Source organism: Tsukamurella paurometabola (genome assembly GCF_900631615.1).
Taxonomy (GTDB): domain Bacteria; phylum Actinomycetota; class Actinomycetes; order Mycobacteriales; family Mycobacteriaceae; genus Tsukamurella; species Tsukamurella paurometabola_A.
Genome location: NZ_LR131273.1, coordinates 1,883,321 through 1,901,715 on the forward strand (window position 1 = coordinate 1,883,321; position 18,395 = coordinate 1,901,715).

The following is an 18,395-nucleotide window of genomic DNA, read 5'->3' on the forward strand; positions in this document are numbered from 1 at the left end:
ACCGCCGTCACGGCGCGGCGACCCGCGTGATCGTGCAGTTGACCGAGTTGGTGCCGGACTCCGTGAACTCCTGCTCGTTCACGACGATGGTGCAGGTGACGGGACCCGTTCCGGTCACGATCAGGGACATCCGGTCGCCGATCGTCGCGGTGCCCTGCCACTCCCAGGGCAGGGTCGACGCCGTGGGGATGGTGCTGCCCTGGACGCCGACGACGAGAACCGCCCCCGCGCCGCTCCCGGTCGCCGACAGCTTGAGCCGCACCGTCTGGCCGGTGCCCGAACCCGTCGTGGTCTTCGGGGCGGTGGTGAGGAAGCCGTCGGACTCGGTGGCGGGCTCGCTGGGCGGGGAGACGGCGCCCGTCGTCGGGGCGCCCGCCGTGGTCGTGGTGGCGCCCGCGGAGAAGGTGACGGGCGAGGCGGTCGAGCTGTCGTCGCCGCGGAGGCTGAGGCCCAGGGCGACCGCGCCGGCGACGGCGACCACCGCCACGATCGCGACCACGGCGATGATCAGGCCCTTGTTGCCGCCCCCGTTGCCGGGGCCGCCGTTCCCGCCGGCCGGACCGTTCCCGTACGGCGGGGGACCGGCCGGGAAGCCGCCCTGCGGTTGTCCCTGGGGCGCGAATCGCTGCGTCCCCTGCGGCCCGACCGGCTGCCCGCCCGGTGGTACGGAGTAGCCGCCCTGTCGGGGAGCGCCGGGGTGGCCGCCCTGCCAGGGGCCGGGCTGTCCGGAGGGCTGTCCACCGGGCCGGCCGCCCTGCTGCCCGGAGGGTTGCCCGCCGGGGTACTGGCCGCCGTAGGGATTCATGGGGATCTCCTGACGTTCGCGTTCGCATCGATTATCCGCGATGTGGCTGAACGGTGGGTTGCGCACCGCTTGGAACGGTGCCCTCCGAACCCAAGAACCCAGGTCGGTAGGATCGAGGCGCACATCGAAGACCGCAACGGAGAGGTTCCACGTGGCACTCGTCGTCCAGAAGTACGGAGGCAGCTCCGTCTCCTCCGCCGAGCGCATCCGGCGCGTGGCCGAACGGATCGTCGAGACCAAGCGCGCGGGCAACGACGTCGTCGTCGTCGTGTCCGCGATGGGCGATACCACCGATGAGCTGCTCGATCTCGCCAATCAGGTGTGCCCCGCGCCCCCTGCCCGCGAGATGGACATGCTGCTCACCTCGGGCGAGCGGATCTCCAACGCGCTCGTCGCGATGGCCATCCACTCGCTCGGTGCCGAGGCGCAGTCCTTCACGGGCTCGCAGGCCGGCGTCATCACCACGAGCAAGCACGGCGCGGCGAAGATCATCGACGTCACGCCCGGGCGCGTCCAGGCCGCGATCGACGACGGCAAGATCGTCCTCGTCGCCGGTTTCCAGGGCGTCTCGCAGGACACCAAGGACGTCACCACGCTCGGCCGCGGCGGCTCCGACACGACCGCCGTCGCCCTCGCGGCGGCGCTCGAGGCCGACGTCTGCGAGATCTACACCGACGTCGACGGCATCTACACCGCCGACCCGCGCATCGTGCCGAACGCGAAGCACCTGAAGACCGTCTCCTTCGAGGAGATGCTCGAGATGGCCGCGTGCGGCGCCAAGGTGCTCATGCTCCGGTGCGTGGAGTACGCGCGCCGCTACAACGTCCCGGTCCACGTGCGCTCCTCGTACTCGACCAAGCCCGGCACCATCGTCAACGGATCTATGGAGGACATCCCCGTGGAAGAGGCAATTCTCACCGGCGTCGCCCACGACCGCAGCGAGGCGAAGATCACGGTCGTCGGCCTCGAGGACAAGCCGGGCTACGCGGCCCGCGTCTTCCGCGCGATCGCCGACGCCGAGATCAACATCGACATGGTGCTGCAGAACGTGTCCAAGGTGGACACGGGCCGCACCGACATCACCTTCACGCTGCCGCGCGAGCTCGGCCCGCTGGGCGTCGAGAAGCTCGAGGCGCTGCGTAAGGAGATCGGCTTCGACTCGGTCGTGTACGACGATCACGTGGGCAAGGTCTCCCTCGTCGGCGCGGGCATGAAGAGCCACCCCGGCGTCACCGCCACGTTCTGCGAGGCGCTGTCGAAGGCCGGCATCAACATCGAGCTCATCTCCACGTCGGAGATCCGCATCTCGGTCCTCATCCGCGATACCGAGCTCGACGAGGCCGTGAAGGTGTTGCACGACGCCTTCGACCTCGGCTCGGACGAAGAGGCCACCGTCTACGCGGGAACGGGGCGATAGCGCATGGGTGTCAAGGTAGGAGTCGTCGGCGCCACCGGGCAGGTGGGCGCCGTCATGCGGCAGCTGCTGCTGGACCGCGACTTCCCCGCCGACGAGGTGCGGTTCTTCGCGTCCTCGCGGTCCGCCGGGAAGAAGCTGCCCTTCGGTGACCGCGAGATCGTCGTCGAGGACGCCGAGACCGCGGATCCGACGGGGCTCGACATCGCGCTGTTCAGCGCGGGCGCGACGATGTCGCGGGTCCAGGCACCGCGGTTCGCCGCCGCCGGTGTCACCGTGATCGACAACTCGAGCGCCTTCCGCAAGGACCCGGACGTGCCGCTGGTGGTCTCGGAGGTGAACCCGGAGCAGGTCCGCGACCTGAAGAAGGGCATCATCGCCAACCCGAACTGCACCACGATGGCCGCGATGCCGGTGCTCAAGGTGCTGCACGACGAGGCGGGCCTGCAGCGGCTCATCGTCTCCTCGTACCAGGCCGTCTCCGGCTCGGGCCTGGCCGGCGTCGAGGAGCTGGTCTCCCAGGTGCGCGCCGTCGAGCCCGAGGCGGAGAAGCTCGTGCACGACGGCTCGGCCGTGGACTTCCCCGCGCCGAACAAGTACGTCGCGCCGATCGCCTTCAACGTGCTGCCGTTGGCCGGTTCGCTCGTCGACGACGGCTCGGGTGAGACCGACGAGGATCAGAAGCTGCGCAACGAGTCCCGCAAGATCCTCGGCCTGCCGGAGCTGCTGGTGAGCGGCACCTGTGTGCGCGTGCCCGTGCTCACCGGCCACTCGCTGTCGATCAACGCCGAGTTCGCGTCGCCGCTGTCGGTCGCACGGGCGCAGGAGCTGCTCGCGAGCGCTCCGGGCGTGAAGCTGGTCGACGTGCCGACGCCGCTCGCCGCCGCCGGCGCCGACGACTCGCTGGTGGGCCGGATCCGCCAGGATCCGGGCGTGCCCGAGGGCCGCGGCCTCGCGCTGTTCATCAGCGGCGACAACCTGCGCAAGGGTGCGGCGCTGAACACCGTGCAGATCGCGGAGCTGCTCGTCTAGCCACTCGGCTGCACCGACGAACGGAACGAACGGCCCGTGGAGGGGACTCCGCGGGCCGTTCGTCGTTCCCCGGGGTCAGGCGGGCGCCGGGGCGATCCGCCCCGTCACCTCGCCGAGATCGATGCGGCCGCCGCCGGACGCCGGCGCGGAGGCGCGGATGGTGACCAGGTCACCGTCCGCGAGGAAGGTGCGTTCGGAGCCGTCGGCCAGCCGCAGCGGCTCGGCGCCGTTCCAGGTGAGTTCGATGAGCGAGCCGCGCTGGTCGCGGCCGGGTCCCGAGATCGTGCCGGAGGCGAAGAGATCGCCGGTGCGCAACGGGGCGCCGTTCGACGTCATGTGCGCCACCATCTGCGCGGGTGACCAGTACATCTGCGCGTACGGCGGGCGGGAGACCGGTTCGCCGTTGAGGTCCACCGTGAGGCCGATGTCCAGTCCCCAGTCCTCGGCATCGCGCAGGTGCGGGAGCGGTTCCGGCTCCTGCGGGGGCGTCGCGATCCGCGCGGCCTCGAGCGCCTCCAGCGGCACGATCCACGGCGAGACCGAGGTCGCGAAGCTCTTGCCGAGGAAGGGGCCGAGCGGCACGTACTCCCACGCCTGGATGTCGCGCGCCGACCAGTCGTTGACGAGGCACACGCCGAACACGTGATCGGCGAAATCGCTCGTACCCACGGGCTTCCCGGGATCGCTACCCGCGCCGACGACGAAGCCGAGCTCGGCCTCGATGTCCAGCCGCACCGAGGGACCGAACATGGGATCCTCGTCCGACGGTGCCTTCCGCTGTCCGGACGGTCGCACGACGGGCGTGCCCGAGACGACGACGGTGCCCGCCCGGCCGTGGTAGCCGACGGGCAGGTGTCTCCAGTTCGGCAGCAGCGCAGCCGAATCCGGTCGGAACATGCGTCCCAGGTTGGTCGCGTGGTGCTCGCTGGCGTAGAAATCGACGTAGTCGGCGACCGCGAACGGCAGCTGCAGGGCGACATCGGCGAGCGGGTGGAGCGCCGCCGTGCCCGCCGCGGCGCGCGCGGGATCGCTGAGCAGTCCGACGATCTCGGCACGGACCCGCTGCCATTCCCCTCGGCCGCGGGCCAGGAAGCCGTTGAGCGACGGCGCCGCGAAGACGGGGTCGCCGAGCGCGGCCGCGAGGTCGAGCACGTGGTCGCCGACGCGCACGCCGACGCGCGGCGGCCCGTCGGCCGGGCGGAAGACGCCGTAGGGCAGGTTCTCGAGCCCGAAGCCGGATCCGGCGGGCACGGGCGCCCAGGTGGTGGTCACGATCGCGGTCCTTCGGTCGGGGCGGCGGGGGCGAGGCCGAGCGCGGCCGCCTCCGTGGGCGGGGTTGCGGTACTGCAGGATCCGTAGGCGTGGAGGAGCCGCCGGGCCGCTGCGACGGCTTCGCCCGGGAGGCCGCGGGCTTCGGCGGCGAGCGCGGGGCCGTCCGTGCTCGCCAGCACGGCGGCGACCGCCGCGGAGTCGGCCCCGGCGGCGGAGCGGGCGGCGGCGAGCACCAGGTTCAGGAAGCCGTGGTGCGGGAACGCGGTGGCCGGATCACGGTGCCGCACCGCGTGATGCAGACCGGCCGTCGCTTTGACCGGGACGCCCGCGGCGGTCGCCGCCCCGAGCGCCGCGGCGACCTCGCCGGGCTCGGGGAACAGGTCCGCGCGGGCGCCGCCGCACCGGATCTTCAGTCCCGCTGCCCGATCGGCGAGTGCCGCCGCGAGGCGCGGTGTCTCCCCGCGGTCGGTCGCTTCGACGTAGACGGGTACGCCGAAGGCGGTCGCGTCCGCGAGCCGTGCATCCAAATCGGCGGGGGTGCAGGTGATCTCCACCAGCGTGAGCCGAAGGCGCGGATCGGCGGCGACCGTCGCCGCGGCCGCCCGGACGGCCTCGTCGGATACGTCCGCGGAGGCGACGAGGCCCACGGCGATCCGGTCGTCCGAGACCAGGTGGGAGCGCAACTCGTCCACCCGGCCGGCGGGGCAGAGGAACCGGTGCGTGAGGATCGGACCGCCCTCGGTGAGGTCGCGCCGATGCCGGGCGAGCGCCTCGTCCATCGGCAGTGCGGTCGGCGGGAACAGGCCGGCATCGTCGACGAGCGCGGCGAGGAGCGGGCTCACCGCGACCAACTGCGGTAGTAGACGCCGTCGTCCGAGGCGCGGGCCCCTTCGCCCAACTGCAGCGGGGCGAAGGTGTCGACCATGACGGCGAGCTCGTCGAACCGTTCGAGGCCGATGCTGCCCTCCATCGCGCCCGGCTGCGGGCCGTGCGCGTGGCCGCCGGGATGCAGCGAGACCGAGCCGGGGCCGATGCCGGTGCCCTTGCGCGCCTCGTAGTCGCCGGCGACGTAGAACATCACCTCGTCGGAGTCGACGTTCGAGTGGTAGTACGGCACGGGGATCGACAGCGGGTGGTAGTCGACCTTGCGCGGCACGAAGTTACAGATCACGAAGCCCGACCCCTCGAAGACCTGGTGCACGGGCGGGGGCTGGTGCACCCGGCCCGTGATCGGCTCGAAGTCCGCGACGTTGAAGGTGTAGGGGTACAGGCACCCGTCCCACCCGACGACGTCGAACGGGTGCGTCGGCAGCACGTACCGCGTGCCGGTCGCACCCGCGGGGCCGCGGTGCTTGACGAGCAGCTCCACGTCGGTGCCCTCGCGCAGCAGGGGCTCCGACGGGCCGTGCAGGTCCCGCTCGCAGTACGGGGCGTGCTCGAGCAGCTGGCCGTACCGCGACAGGTACCGCTTCGGCGGCGCGATGTGCCCGCCGCCCCCGCCGCACGCCTCGATCGCGTAGGCGCGCACCGTCGTCCCGGCGGAGGGCACCCAGCGGTGCGTGGTGGCGCGGGGGATGAGGACGTAGTCGCCGGCGCGGAAGTCGAGCGCGCCGAAGACGGTCTCGACGACGCCCGAACCGTCCTCGACGAACACGCACTCGTCGCCGATCGCGTTGCGGTACAGCGGCGACGGTGCGCCCGCCACCGCGTAGGAGATCCGCACGTCCGCGTTGCCCAGTACGGGGCGCCGGCCGGTCACGACGTCCGCGGCGCGGGCCGAAGCATCGTCGAACAGGTCGTGCAGGCGCAGGTGCCGGGGCAGGAGAGGAGCGTTGGGGGTCAGGCTCGGGTCGCCCGGCTCCCAGGGCTCCGCCGCGGTGATCGCCGACGGGACTCCGCGGTGATAGAGCAGCGAGGAGTCGGAGGAGAAGCCCTCCTCGCCGACCAGTTCCTCGTAGTACAGCTCGCCGTCCTGGCGCCGGAACTGCGTGTGGCGCTTGGGCGGGATCGTTCCGACGCTGCGGTAGTAGGCCATGGGAGTCCTCCTGGGTCCGGGGTCGCGTCAGAGGTTGCCGCGGCGATCCTGTTCGCGCTCGATGGCCTCGAACAGGGCCTTGAAGTTCCCCTTGCCGAAGCCGAGCGAGCCGTGGCGCTCGATGATCTCGAAGAACACCGTGGGGCGGTCGCCCAGCGGCTTGGTGAAGATCTGCAGCAGGTAGCCGTCCTCGTCGCGGTCGACCAGGATGCCGCGCTTCTGCAGCTCCTCGATCGGGACCCGGACCTGTCCGATGCGGGCGCGGAGCTCGGGGTCGTCGTAGTAGGCGTCGGGAGTGCTGAGGAACTCCACGCCCTCGGCGCGCAGCGCGTCGACGGCGGCGAGGATGTCGTTGGTGGCGACGGCCAGGTGCTGGGCACCCGGGCCGTCGTAGTACTCGAGGTACTCGTCGATCTGCGACTTCTTCGCCGCGATCGCCGGCTCGTTGAGCGGGAACTTCACCCGGTGGTTGCCGTTCGCCACCACCTTGGACATGAGGGCGGAGTAGTCGGTGGCGATGTCGTCGCCGATGAACTCCGCCATGTTCGTGAAGCCCATGACGCGGTTGTAGAAGCCGACCCACTCGTCCATCCGGCCGAGCTCGACGTTCCCGACGATGTGGTCGAGGGCCTGGAAGATGCGCCGGGGGGCACCGTCGCGCTTGCGGAAGGTGCTGGTGGCGGGGACGTAGCCGGGGAGGTACGGCCCGTCGTACCGCGCGCCGTCGACCGTCCGCTGCACCAGCGTGTGCCGGGTCTCGCCGTACGTGGCGATCGCTCCGATGCGCACGGTGCCGTGCTCGTCGGTCACGTCGTGCGGCTCCTCCAGCACGGTCGCGCCCGAGGCCCGGGCGTGGGCGATGCACCGGTCGACGTCGGGCACCTCGAGGGCGATGTCGACGACGCCGTCGCCGTGCCGGGCGTGGTGCCGCACGAGGGGGCTCTCGGGACTCACCGCGCCCTGGACGACGAATCGGATCGACCCCGAGCGCAGCACGTACGCCTTGTGGTCGCGCGCGCCCTGCTCCGGCCCGCGGTACGCGACCAGCTCCATGCCCCACACGGACTGGTAGTAGTGCGCGGCCTGGGTGGCGTTGCCCACGACGAAGACGATCGCGTCCCAGCCGTTGACGGGGAAGACGTCGCGGGTGGCGTCGTAGGAGACGAGACCGACGAGTTGGTGCAGTTGCTCGGCACCGAGGCCGGCGAGCCTCTCCTCGTCGGTCAGGATCTGCTCGAGGGAGGTCTGCACGGGAGCGGTCTTCGTCGTCATGTCGTCTCACCTTCCGGGCCGGATGTAACGTGCGTCACTACCATCGATCAGGCGGGGGAATGCTGACAACAGCGACAGCTCGGTCTGCCCACAATGCCGGAAAGGACCGGCAGATCCGCGAAGTATGTGGTCACATTGTCTAGAAGGAGGGCGGCATGCAGGAATCGGTGGCGTTGGACGACGTCGACTTCGCCCTCCTCGGCTCCCTGCACCGCGACCCGCAGATCGGGGTGCTCGAGACGTCGCGCCGCATCGGGGTCGCCCGCGCGACCGTGCAGGCGCGGCTGAAGAAGCTGGAGACCGCCGGTGTCATCGCGGGCTACCAGCCGCACCTCGACGTCGCGGCGGCCGGCTTCGGGGTGCAGTGCTTCGTCCAGCTCGAGACGGCCCAGGGTGAGCTGAGCGCCGTCGCCGAGGAACTCGCCGCGATCCCGAACGTCCTGGAGGCGTTCGCCACCACCGGCGGGAGCGACGTGCTGTGCCGGGTGGCCGCCGCGTCGCACCAGGGGCTGCAGGAGACCCTGCTGCGGATCGGTCGGTCGCCGCTCGTCGCGCGGTCGATCAGCATCGTCGTGCTCTCGGAGATCGTGCCGTTCCGGGCGCTGCCGCTGCTGCGGACGCTCGGTGGCCGACCGGTGCCGCGGGCCCCGCACTACCGCGACTGAGCGGAGCGGGGCCCATGGCGCGGCCGATGCTCAGATGCGCCGTAGTTCCGGCCACAGCGCCGACCAGGGCGCCCGCGGATGGCAGAGACGGATGTCCACGCCCGTGGACGCGGTGGGGAATCCGATCCGGTGGTCGAACCGCCGGAGCGTGCGCGCCCGGTCGCACATGTCGTCCTGCAACTCGGCGTCGGAGTTGATGACGCGGAGAACGGTCGTCGCGGAATCCGCGGGCTCCCCGAAGAACCCGTACCCACGGCTCGGGCTGTACACCGGCGGTAGGCCCGTCCCGTAGTAGTCCAGTGCGGCCGCCTGCCAATAGGAACTGGCGACGATGGCCTGTGGCCGTTCACCTTCCGGGAGTTCCGCGATCGATTGCTCGACCGCTCGGGTCAGCTCGGGCCACCCGAACTGCCCGTACACCGAGATCTGCATCCCCGCCTCCATCACCGACTTCGGTTCCGCGATCTCCGATTCGGGCGTGAGCGGCAGGCTCACGATGATCGAACCGACCGCGAGGACGGACAGCGGCGCGGTGATCGCGGCGCGGAGTCGTGGCTTCGGCACCGCCTCGAACGCGACGGCACCCGCCGCGATGATGACCGGCAGCATGCCGCCGGGGTAGTACGGCCGGCCCGCGGTGATGATGAAGACGATAACCAGCAGGACGAAGGCCGGAGCGAGGAACCTGTACGGCCGGAAGCGATCTGAACGCAGCAGGGCGTAGAGGCCGTACAACAGGAGCAGGCAGCCGAGCACGCCGGCGGTGAGCAGCATGATCGGGACGAAGGCGATCCGTCCGCCCGCGTACTGGCTCTCCGCGGCGACCTGATCGGTGAGTTGGAGGTACGGCCAGCCGCGCTGCGCCTGCCAGATGAGGGCCGGGATCATGGTGACCACCGTGAACGCGCCACCGAGCCACAGCGCGGGCCGGCGCACCAGATCCCGCGGCCCCCAGATCAGCGATGCCGCGATCGCGCACACCCAGAACACCGGGATCAGCCACTTGACCTGCATGTCGATCGCGGTCACCACCCCCGCGGCGAACAGCAGCCAGTCCTGCCGGGTGCGCACCCAGCGCACGAGGAGCCAGGTGATCGCCACCCACAGCGGGGTGTCGATGGCATTGGTCGCGAGCAGCGAGGACTGCAGCAGCAGGAAGGTCGAGGTGGCGTACGCGCCCGCCGTCAGGGCCTGCGCGAAGCGGCCGCCGCCGAACTCGCGGGCGATCAACGCCGACAGCAGGATCCCCACCAGGGTGATGAGGATCGACGGCAGGCGGAACAGCACCAGGGAATCGCCCGGCAGCGCATCGCCGAGGAGCGCCAGTAACGGCAGGATCGGGCCCTGGTCCGCGTAACTCACGGAGAGGTGATGACCGGCGGCGATGAAGTACAACTCGTCGCCGAACAGGTGGTATCTGCTCGCGCCGAACGCCGCGACGATCGCGCTCAGTGCGAGGACCGGTACGAGGACGACCCACGCGACCGGCTCGGGATCGGTGGCGTCGACGGGATGGGCGGGGGCGGACGTGGTCTCAGTCATCGGTGTCCTCCGACGGTGCGGGGTGTGCGGAGTCGCGCGGCGAGGGCTGCACCGCGGCGAGGAAGGTGCGGACCATCAGTTCCGCGTGGGCGTCGAGGTCCAGGTCCGGGTCACGGGCCGCCCGGCCGGCGGCGCCGTCGATCGCGTCGCGGATCAGGCGCGCCATGATCGTCGCGTCGAAATCGGTGGAGAACTCGCCGGATTCCTGGCCGTCGCGCAGGATCCCGGCGAGCGGCGCGAGCATCTCCTTCTCGCCGTCGCTCGGGCTGAAGGCGGGGGTACCGTCCGGGTTCCGCAGGTTGAGCACCACCTCGACCATGGCGCCCAGGAAGCGGCGCTGCTCCTTGATGTACTCGAGGTTGCTGGCGATGTAGGTGCGCAGGACGTCCGTCGCGGAGTGCTGCTCGGCGAGGCGGGGGCCCATGAACTCCGCGCCGGCTACGAACAGTTGGATCACGACCTGACGCATCAGGTCGTCCTTGCCGTCGAAGTGGTACGAGATGACGCCCTTCGAGATCCCGGCCTGCTGGGCGATGCGGGCCAGGGTGGCGCGGCCGTACCCCTCATCGGCGAGCACCTCGACCGCCGCCGCGATGATCTGGCGGCGGCGCGCCTCCTCGATGAACGACCGCTGGCCGCCCGGTTCGTTTTCTGGCCGCATGGTCAAAAAATAGCACGTGCGGCCAGAACCGTCGACCGTTTCGCCACCGGTCGTCCCCAGCGGGCCGTATTCCGCCTTCGCGTGTCGTGCATTCCCCATGTCCATGGACCTGGGGAGGCGACCGCCCCGCTAGGGGCGGTGCGGCGGTGCGGGGCGGGGCCGCGCGGGTCGGCGGGCGGTGAGACGAAAAACGGGGCCCTCCGTGTGGAGGGCCCCGTTTCCCGGGCTGCAGCAGGTGGCTTATCAGGCCTCGGTGGTGCGCGTCGGCCGCGAACCCAGCTCCTCGTCGAGGCGCAGGAGGCCGGGGCCGTCACCGTCGATCAGCTTGAGGCGACCGACGATCTCGCTGACCGTGGCCTCCTCCTCGACCTGCTCGTTGACGAACCACTGGATGAGGGCCTTGGAGTCGATGTCGTCCGCGGCCGCTCGGTACAGGTCGCGGATCGAGTCCGACACGCGCCGCTCGTGCTCCAGGGCGACGGTGAAGACGTCGAGGACGGTCGACACGTCCACCTTCGGGGCACCGACGGCACCGATCCGCGGGTGGTTGTCGCGGTCCGAGAGGTGATCGATCCACTTGTTGGCGTGGACGATCTCCTCGTCGGCCTGGTGACGCAGCCATGCCGCGATACCGGGCAGATCACGGATCTCCATCTCGATGGCCAGCTGGCGGTAGACCAGCGAGGCCTCGAACTCGAGCGTGATCTGGTCGTTGAACTTCTCTTCGAGGGCATCCGTGAGCTTCATGTAGCCGACTCTAGAACCGTTCCAACTCTCCCGCAACGCAGGCAAGGCGACCCTTTGCGCAGGTCAGGGGCTATTTCTTAGGTTAGCCCTACCCCTCTTAGCCACGCCTATCGCAAGATCGAGGACCACGAAAGCGAGCAGCGAAACGCCGAACACCGGCAGGAACCAGCCCAGGAACGCGATGCCCAGAATCGCCGGAATCGCGTGCGACGGTTCGACCTTCCGGATCGCGCCCCGTGCGGGCGGCTTCGGGAGTCCGCCGCGCTTGGGCCGCCGCTGCCACCACATCAGGTAGCCGCGCACGATCACCGTGACGAGGAGCGCGGCGAACGCAACCAATGCGATCTGGTTGAGCAGACCGAACTGCCAACCCATGTGGGTGTTGATGAGCAGCTCCGTCGCCTTCGCCAGCAGCGGCCACGAGGCGAAGGTGAGCACCGTGATCACCTGGCCCGTGGACGGATCGACGGTGGCGGAGTCGATACCCATCCGCCACGGCTGCCGGGTCTGCGCCACCGTGATCGCCACGGTCGGGTCCTTCGGGATCGACACCTGGACGGCGCCGTCGACGCCGCGCGCCGCGGCCTCGGTGACGGCCCGGTCCAGGGCCGCGATGTTCCGGGCCCGGGTCTGCTCGGCCACCTCCGGCGCCACCGTCGGTGCGGCGGAGGGCATCTGGTGGTCGGCGTGCTCGCCGCCCCCGCCCTGCCCGCCGCCCGGCGTCAGCGACGTCGACAGCGCGGGTTTGGTCCAGCCCAGCTCGGCGCGCACCTGGCCGATGTTCTCGCCCGCGTACTTGGACCAGGTCAGGCCCGTCGCGGAGAAGAACAGCAGCCCGACGAGCAGCCACGTGCCCACGGCGGCGTGCCGGCCCATCCGGCCGCCCCGGCCCTTGGCCCTGCGGTCGTAGGTCAGCATGCGGCGCGGGTTCCCCCGGCGGTGCCGCCACCACAGGTAGAAGCCGCCGAGCGCGACGACCCACAGCCACGACGCCGCGAGCTCGCTGTAGAAGCGGCCGACATCGCCGAGGTGCAGGTCGACGTGGAGCCGGTCGATCCAGAACCGGATCGGCAGGGCCTCGACGGAGCCGTACACCGGCAGTGCGCCTTGGACCTGCGCCGATGCCGGGTCGACGTAGACGGCGAGTTGGCGCCCGTCGGCGGTCAGGGCCGGATCGTCGAACAGCACGCGGGTGGTGACTCCGGGGCCGTCCCCGGTGCGCACCGCCGCCACAGTCAGGTCGGGCCGCGACGCCTGCGCCGCGGCGACCTGCTCGGCGAGCGGCCGCGCCGGACCGTCCGTCCGCGCCTCCAACTGGTCGGCGTAGACGAACTTCTCGACGGTGGGAGCGGCGGCGTACAGACCGCCGCTGATCGCGGCGATGAGCAGGAACGGGCCCACGAGCAGGCCCGCGTAGAAGTGCAGCCGCAGAATCGCGGCGCGCCACCCGGACCGCGGCGAAGAGGCGGACGGCGAAGGATCGGTCGGCGGCGCGTTCTCGGCCGCCGAATCGGTGATGGACATGAGGACACCTCACGAGGGTTGTGCGCGTACGCGCGGGAAGCCCGGGCGGCGACGGCCGATCCGGGCGGAGGACGGAAGGAGTGAGGTGTCAGGCGGGCGGCGCGCGCAGCGCCCCGTGCCGGGCGAGCACCGGGAGGGGGACCGCGCGGAAGCTCCAGATCGGCGCGACGACGGCGCGCGACGGCTCCCGCCACGTCGGGGTGAGGGGCGTGAGTGTCGCCAGCGCGGTGCGCAGCGCGTGCTCGGCACCGGCGATGACGGCACCGGCGACCACGGCGGCCACGAGGTGCGCCGCGGCCATGGCGGGGCTCAGGGCGAGATGGCCCATCGTGAGGCCGAGCGCGAGGTGGCCCGAACCCTGCCCGACGAGCAGCAGTCCGGCGGTGGTCCGCGCGCCGGCCGTGCGCGGCCGTGCGGCGAGGAGGCCGAGCGCTGTGCACACCACGGCCAGCAGGGCGACGGCCGTCATCGGGATCGACGGTGCCGCGGCGACGTCGGGCACGACCGTCGCCGGCATCGTGTGCATCGCGTGCCCGCCCGCGGCGTGCCCGGGCATCGTCGCCATGCCGTGCCCCGCCATGGAGGACATGTCGTGCCCGGGCATCGAACCGCCCGGCATCGAGTGGCCCGGCATCGAACCGCCCGGCATCGAGTGGCCCGCCATCGCGGAACCGCTGCCGCGCATGGCGACCGCGTGCGCCGTCAGGCTCGCGGCGAAGGAGACCGCGCCCACCGCTGCGCCACGGACGGTGGCTTCGGGGCTGGCGGGGCGGAACACAGCGGGAATACTACTCCCTGTAGGGGACGGAACCGCAGGTCAGGAACGGGCCGCGGTGAGGAACGCGCGGATCAGCGTGGAATCCTTCACGCCGGGTGCGGACTCGACACCGCTGGAGACGTCCACACCCGATGGGCCGAAGGCCGCGATCAGGTCGGCCACGTTGCCGGGGCGCAGGCCGCCGGCGAGCAGCCAGTCGACGGTGGGCGGCACCGGCAGGTCCGCGGGGGAGAACGTCGTGCCGGAGCCGGGCACCGTCGCATCGATGAGCAGGCGATCGTCGCTCGTGTGGCCCGCAGCGGTGAACCGGGCGGCGGAGATCGCACGGATGGTGCGGAAGCCGGCCGCGGCGGCGCGCGCGAAGTGGCCGTCGGGCTCGTCGCCGTGCAGCTGGATCGTGCCGACCCCGGCCGCGCGGGCGAGCCGCAGCACCTCGTCGATCGGCTGGCCGCGGAACACGCCGACGGTCTCGACCGCGTCCGGCACGCGCGCGACCAGGGGTGCGGCCTCGTCGGGGGTGATCAGCCGGACGCTGCCCGGGGCGAAGACGAAGCCCACGGCGTCGGCCCCGGCCTCGACCGCGGCGTCCACGGTCTCGGGCGTCCGCAGCCCACACACCTTGACGAACACGGGCCGATATTAGGTCACGGCATCCCGGGGATGGCCCCGGGAGCGCCCGGCGCCGTCGGCACGGCGGCCGGGGGAGCCGTCGGGGCCGGCATCGTGCACGGCGGGAACGTCGGGTTGTAGGGCGGCGTGCACAGCTGCATGACGCAGTTCTTGCCGTTCCAGAAGGGCGTCTGCCCCGGCGGGCACGGCTCGAGCGCGTTCGCGGTCCCGACCGCGATGGGCGAGACGATCGTCATCGAGACCACGCCGAAGGCGGCGAGGCCGGTGGCCAGCGCCCGGCTGCGCAGGGAGCGTCGGTGTGCCATGAGAAACCCCTTCTTCGCGAATTTGAGTTTCAGACTAGCAAGGGGCGCTGCGATCGCACAGCCGGTCAGGGGAGGTCGCCGCCCGCGGCGCGGAGGAAGGCCCCGCTGACGGAGACCGCGGGGGCGGAGCTCTCGCCGGAGACCACGAGCGTCGCGAAGGCGAGGTCGCCGACGATGCCGGCGAACCAGCCGTGCGCGTGGGTGTTGTCGCCGAACTCCGCGGTCCCGGTCTTGCCGCCGAGCCCCTCGATGTCGCGCAGGGCCGTCGCCGTCCCGGACGTCACGGTCTCCCGCATCGCGGTGCGCAGTGCGTCGGCCACGCCCGGATCGATCGGCTGGGGCTGCGCACTCGCGGGGGCCGGCTCGCCGTCGAACAGGGAGGGCCGGACCATGGTGCGGGCGGCGAGCGACGCCTCCACGACGGCCAGGCCGAACGGCGACGCGGTCACCCGGCCCTGGCCGATGGACTCCTCCACCCGCTCGGCGGGCGTGCGGGCGGCGGGGACGGAGCCCGTCACCGTCGTGACCCCCGGGATGGTGAAGTCGACGCCCAGGCCGAACCGCTTGGCCGTGTCCGTGAGGGCGGTGTCGCCGAGCCGGGTGCCCAGGCCCGCCATCGTGGTGTTGCACGACCTCGCGAAGGCGGTGTGCAGGGGCACCGTGCCGAGTGCGAACTCGTCCTCGTTGGGAATCGAGCGGTCGCCGAACGTCGCACGACCGGGGCAGGCGAGCTGCGCATCGGGCGTGGTGACCTTCGCGTCCAGCGCCGCGGCGGTCGTGATGGTCTTGAACGTCGACCCGGGCGCGTAGAGCCCGGTGAGCGCGACGGGGCCCTGCTTGTCCGCGGCCGCGTTCTGCGCCACCGCCAGGATCCCGCCGGTGGACGGGCGGATCGCGACGAGCATCGTCGGGCGCTTCTCCCCGGCGACCGCCGCGGTGGCGGCGCGCTGCAGCCCGCTGTCGAGGGTGCTCCGGACCGGCTGCACGGGCGCCGCCGGGAAGGAGTCGACGAGCCGCAGCGGTCTGCCCTCGCGGTCGACGACGGTGACGGAGGAGCCGGCCGCGGCGTCGACGGTGCTGCGCCACCGCTCCTCGAGGCCCGCGACGACGGGTGAGCGCAGCACCGGCGCGGCCGTGAGGAGGCGTCCCTCCTCGCGGACCGTCACGCCGTCGATCCCGGTGAGCCGGCCCACCTTCTTCGCGTCGGCGGCCCGCAGCGAGATCACGGCCGTCGGCGAGTCCTTGCCCTCCACCGTCTTCCGGAGCCCGGCCGCGGTCACCGTCGGGTCGGCGGCGGCGAGACGGGTGGCCAGGGCGTCGGCGGCGGACGCGGCCTTCGCGGGGTCCAGGTTCACGACGGTGACCGTCTGCCAGGTCATGAACGGCGCGTTCTTCCGGTCCAGGACGGGGGTGCTGTAGGGCTTCTCGTCCGCGTAGAGCAGGCGCGCGCCCTCGGACGTCGCGTCCGGATGCACGATGGTCGGCTCCCAGGTGACCTTTCCGCCGCCCGCGGCGACCTTGGTGGTGAACCGGACGCCGTGGTGACGGGGCAGCGCCCACGACCACGTGAGCGTCCGGTCCTCGCCGTCCTTGCCGGCGGTCACCGTCGGCTTCGCATCGCCCATGCCGTCGAAGGTGGCCTGGAGCGCCTTCGTGGCGGACTCCGGATCGGAGGTGAGGTTGGCGGCGTGGGCGGCATCGCGGCCCGAGAGTGCGGTCGCGAACTTCGTCACCACGTCGTCCTCCGAGCACGCGACGAGGGATCCGGCGAGGGCGGCGGCCACGAGGATCGCCGCACCGCCGCGGGCGGCTCGGGCCGGGGCGGCGCCGGCAGCGGGGCGGGCGGGCCTGATCGAGACGGAGCGCATGCGACCAGTCAACCCGCGCGCCGCGATACCCGCCAAAGAGCGAAACCAGTGTCGACGATAGCGATTCGCTATCAATGCTGGTCGAGCGGTACGCGAAGCGCGTCGACCGCGATGGCCGCCACCGTCCCGATGGCCGCGTCCACCCGCGGCAGGCTCGGATCGTTGCGCGCCGCGTGCGTGAACACCGCCACCGCCACGGGGTGCTCCCCGGGGTAGGTCACGACCGCTACCTCGTTGCGGAGCGCGCCCAGCGTCCCGGTCTTCCCCGCGATCGACGGGGCCGAACCGAAACCCGAGGCGATGCGGTGCCGGAAGACCTGGCCCGCGAGCGCCGACCGGGCGAAGGCGCACTGCTCCGCCGACGCCGCCGTATCGGACCAGACCGCGGCGAGCAGGGCCGTCATGTCGGCGGCGGTGGTCGCGCTGCCGAAGGTCGGGTCGTAGGCGCGCACCGGCCGGGCGAGGTCGTCGTCGGCGAGCGCCGCGAAGGCCTCGGCGACGGTGTGCGTATCCGTCTCCGCCATCATCGCGGCGTGGATCTCCGCGTCGCCGCCCACGATCCGCGTGCCGCGCAGCCCCAGGTCGCGGGCGGCCTCCTGCACGGCGGCCAGGCCCACGAGCCGCATCAGCACCCCCGCCGCGGCGTTGTCCGAGACCGCGACCATCGACCGCAGCAGGTCGCGCACGCTCATCTCGACCGGATCCGACAGCGTGGCGATCCCCGTCGGCCCCGGCGTCGACACCGCGGGGTCCACGGTGATCCGGGCGCGGGGATCGAGTCGGCCGGCATCGACGGCCCGCGCAGCGGCGACCAGCAGGACCACCTTGTAGACGGAGGCGGGCACGACGGCCTGCGCGCCGCGCACCGACAGCGCGGCCGGGTGCCCCACGACGCGAGCGTGCAGCCAGCCGTTGCACCCGGCGTCGGCGAAGACGGCGTCGATCCGCTCGGCGGCGGTCACCGGCCCAGCCGCCACAGCACCGACTCGAGTCGCGCGGCGTCCGGATGGTCGCGGCGGCCGAGGACCTTGACCCGCAACGGGAAATCCGTCGCGGGGCGGCGTGCGGTGCCGTCGGGGACGACGCTCCCCGCGAGGACCGGAGTGAACGCGAGGCCCGCCGCCACGGCCGCGTGCGCGGCGGCCTCGGTCTCGGAGATGAGCACGGTGGAGGTGATGCCCCGCGCCGTGAGCCGGTCCAGGAGAAGGTCCGCCGCGGGCGGATTCGCAGCGCGCGGCGGCAGCGCCACCGCCAGCGCCGACAGGTCGCGCAGGCGCGTCGACCGGAAACCGTCGGGCACCAGGAAGTCCCGCGGCAGCGCGATCACGGGCCCCGACGGTGCGCCGTCCCCCAGCACGGGATGCTCCACCACGGCGACGTCCAGCAGGTCCTCGGCGACGGCCCGCGCCAGCTGGGGTGAAGCCCCGGCCGAGAGGGTGAGCGGCGCACCGTCGCCGCCGGGAGTGAGCGCGGCGGCGCACGCGGCGGCCACCGTCGAACCGAGCGCGTCGCACAGAGCCACCCGCCGCTCCCCGGTGCCCGCGCCCAGGCGCGCCGCCTCGGCGACGAAGCGGTCCGCGTCGCGGACCATGACCCGCGCCCGGGGGAGCAGCTCCCGTCCCGCCGGGGTGAGGTCGGCGCCCCGTCGGCTGCGGTCGATGAGCGTCACCCCCAGGGCCTCCTCGAGCCGGCGCAGGCCCGCCGAGACGGGCGGCTGCGTGATGCCGAGCCGGTCGGCGGCGCGGCCGAAGTGCTGCTCCTCGGCGACCGCGACGAAGAAGCGCAGGTGCCGGATGAGGTCCATGCGCGGAGTCTAGCCAGCCGAATCCGGCACGCGCGGACACG

Annotated in this window: 18 protein-coding genes; 3 read left to right on the forward strand and 15 right to left on the reverse strand. The window is 72.2% G+C overall.

Features of this window, described 5'->3' with window-relative positions; translation table 11 throughout:
- Positions 1 to 7 precede the first annotated feature (7 nt).
- Complete coding sequence (locus ELY19_RS09380; RefSeq protein WP_126195953.1) at positions 8 to 805, reverse strand: hypothetical protein; 798 nt, start codon at positions 803 to 805, stop codon at positions 8 to 10.
- 151 nt (positions 806 to 956) lie between these two features.
- Here ELY19_RS09380 and ELY19_RS09385 point away from each other — a divergent pair, with 151 nt between their 5' ends.
- Together ELY19_RS09385 and ELY19_RS09390 are read left to right on the forward strand one after the other, a co-directional pair.
- Positions 957 to 2,222 carry an aspartate kinase gene (locus ELY19_RS09385; RefSeq protein ID WP_126195954.1) on the forward strand — a complete coding sequence of 422 codons (1,266 nt, stop codon included), beginning with the start codon at positions 957 to 959 and terminating at the stop codon, positions 2,220 to 2,222.
- A 3-nt stretch (positions 2,223 to 2,225) separates the two neighbouring features.
- A complete protein-coding gene (locus ELY19_RS09390; protein ID WP_126195955.1) occupies positions 2,226 to 3,251 on the forward strand; it encodes an aspartate-semialdehyde dehydrogenase in 1,026 nt (341 codons plus the stop codon).
- A gap of 75 nt (positions 3,252 to 3,326) precedes the next feature.
- Here the strand turns inward: ELY19_RS09390 and fahA are convergent, their stop codons facing one another.
- The 4 genes from fahA to hppD are packed head-to-tail and all read right to left on the reverse strand — an operon-like array spanning position 3,327 to position 7,830.
- Positions 3,327 to 4,523 (reverse strand): fumarylacetoacetase, encoded by a 1,197-nt coding sequence (fahA, locus tag ELY19_RS09395; RefSeq protein ID WP_197716007.1) that lies wholly within the window; start codon positions 4,521 to 4,523, stop codon positions 3,327 to 3,329.
- On the reverse strand, positions 4,520 to 5,365 hold the full coding sequence (locus ELY19_RS09400) for a hypothetical protein (protein ID WP_164711571.1): 846 nt from the start codon (positions 5,363 to 5,365) through the stop codon (positions 4,520 to 4,522). Before ELY19_RS09400 ends, fahA begins: the two co-directional genes overlap by 4 nt.
- Positions 5,362 to 6,558: a homogentisate 1,2-dioxygenase gene (locus ELY19_RS09405; protein WP_126195958.1), complete on the reverse strand. Its 1,197-nt coding sequence runs from the start codon at positions 6,556 to 6,558 to the stop codon at positions 5,362 to 5,364. Before ELY19_RS09405 ends, ELY19_RS09400 begins: the two co-directional genes overlap by 4 nt.
- A gap of 27 nt (positions 6,559 to 6,585) precedes the next feature.
- Entirely contained in the window at positions 6,586 to 7,830 is a 1,245-nt protein-coding gene (gene hppD / locus ELY19_RS09410; protein ID WP_126195959.1) for a 4-hydroxyphenylpyruvate dioxygenase, read from the reverse strand.
- Between the two features lie 155 nt (positions 7,831 to 7,985).
- Between hppD and ELY19_RS09415 the strand changes: the two genes are divergently transcribed.
- Positions 7,986 to 8,495: an Lrp/AsnC family transcriptional regulator gene (locus ELY19_RS09415; protein ID WP_126195960.1), complete on the forward strand. Its 510-nt coding sequence runs from the start codon at positions 7,986 to 7,988 to the stop codon at positions 8,493 to 8,495.
- Positions 8,496 to 8,525: 30 nt separating this feature from the next.
- On the opposite strand, the gene ELY19_RS09420 is transcribed toward ELY19_RS09415, so the two are convergent.
- From ELY19_RS09420 to ELY19_RS23610, 10 genes are all read right to left on the reverse strand, one after another.
- Positions 8,526 to 10,037, reverse strand: coding sequence for an ArnT family glycosyltransferase (locus tag ELY19_RS09420; RefSeq protein WP_126195961.1), 1,512 nt, complete (start codon positions 10,035 to 10,037; stop codon positions 8,526 to 8,528).
- Entirely contained in the window at positions 10,030 to 10,698 is a 669-nt protein-coding gene (locus ELY19_RS09425) for a TetR/AcrR family transcriptional regulator (RefSeq protein WP_126195962.1), read from the reverse strand. Before ELY19_RS09425 ends, ELY19_RS09420 begins: the two co-directional genes overlap by 8 nt.
- 243 nt (positions 10,699 to 10,941) lie before the next feature.
- A complete protein-coding gene (locus ELY19_RS09430) occupies positions 10,942 to 11,445 on the reverse strand; it encodes a ferritin (RefSeq protein ID WP_126195963.1) in 504 nt (167 codons plus the stop codon).
- Between the two features lie 63 nt (positions 11,446 to 11,508).
- Positions 11,509 to 12,969: a PepSY-associated TM helix domain-containing protein gene (locus ELY19_RS09435; RefSeq protein WP_126195964.1), complete on the reverse strand. Its 1,461-nt coding sequence runs from the start codon at positions 12,967 to 12,969 to the stop codon at positions 11,509 to 11,511.
- An 88-nt stretch (positions 12,970 to 13,057) separates the two neighbouring features.
- Positions 13,058 to 13,747, reverse strand: a complete 690-nt coding sequence (locus ELY19_RS09440; protein ID WP_126195965.1) for a hypothetical protein — start codon at positions 13,745 to 13,747, stop codon at positions 13,058 to 13,060.
- A 39-nt stretch (positions 13,748 to 13,786) separates the two neighbouring features.
- A complete protein-coding gene (locus tag ELY19_RS09445; protein ID WP_126195966.1) occupies positions 13,787 to 14,377 on the reverse strand; it encodes a phosphoribosylanthranilate isomerase in 591 nt (196 codons plus the stop codon).
- A gap of 14 nt (positions 14,378 to 14,391) precedes the next feature.
- Positions 14,392 to 14,682 (reverse strand): hypothetical protein, encoded by a 291-nt coding sequence (locus ELY19_RS09450; RefSeq protein ID WP_126195967.1) that lies wholly within the window; start codon positions 14,680 to 14,682, stop codon positions 14,392 to 14,394.
- Positions 14,683 to 14,747: 65 nt separating this feature from the next.
- Positions 14,748 to 16,550: a penicillin-binding transpeptidase domain-containing protein gene (locus ELY19_RS09455; RefSeq protein ID WP_126195968.1), complete on the reverse strand. Its 1,803-nt coding sequence runs from the start codon at positions 16,548 to 16,550 to the stop codon at positions 14,748 to 14,750.
- Between the two features lie 71 nt (positions 16,551 to 16,621).
- Complete coding sequence (locus ELY19_RS09460) at positions 16,622 to 17,527, reverse strand: serine hydrolase (RefSeq protein WP_227966689.1); 906 nt, start codon at positions 17,525 to 17,527, stop codon at positions 16,622 to 16,624.
- On the reverse strand, positions 17,509 to 18,354 hold the full coding sequence (locus ELY19_RS23610) for a LysR family transcriptional regulator (RefSeq protein ID WP_126195969.1): 846 nt from the start codon (positions 18,352 to 18,354) through the stop codon (positions 17,509 to 17,511). Before ELY19_RS23610 ends, ELY19_RS09460 begins: the two co-directional genes overlap by 19 nt.
- Positions 18,355 to 18,395: the final 41 nt, after the last annotated feature.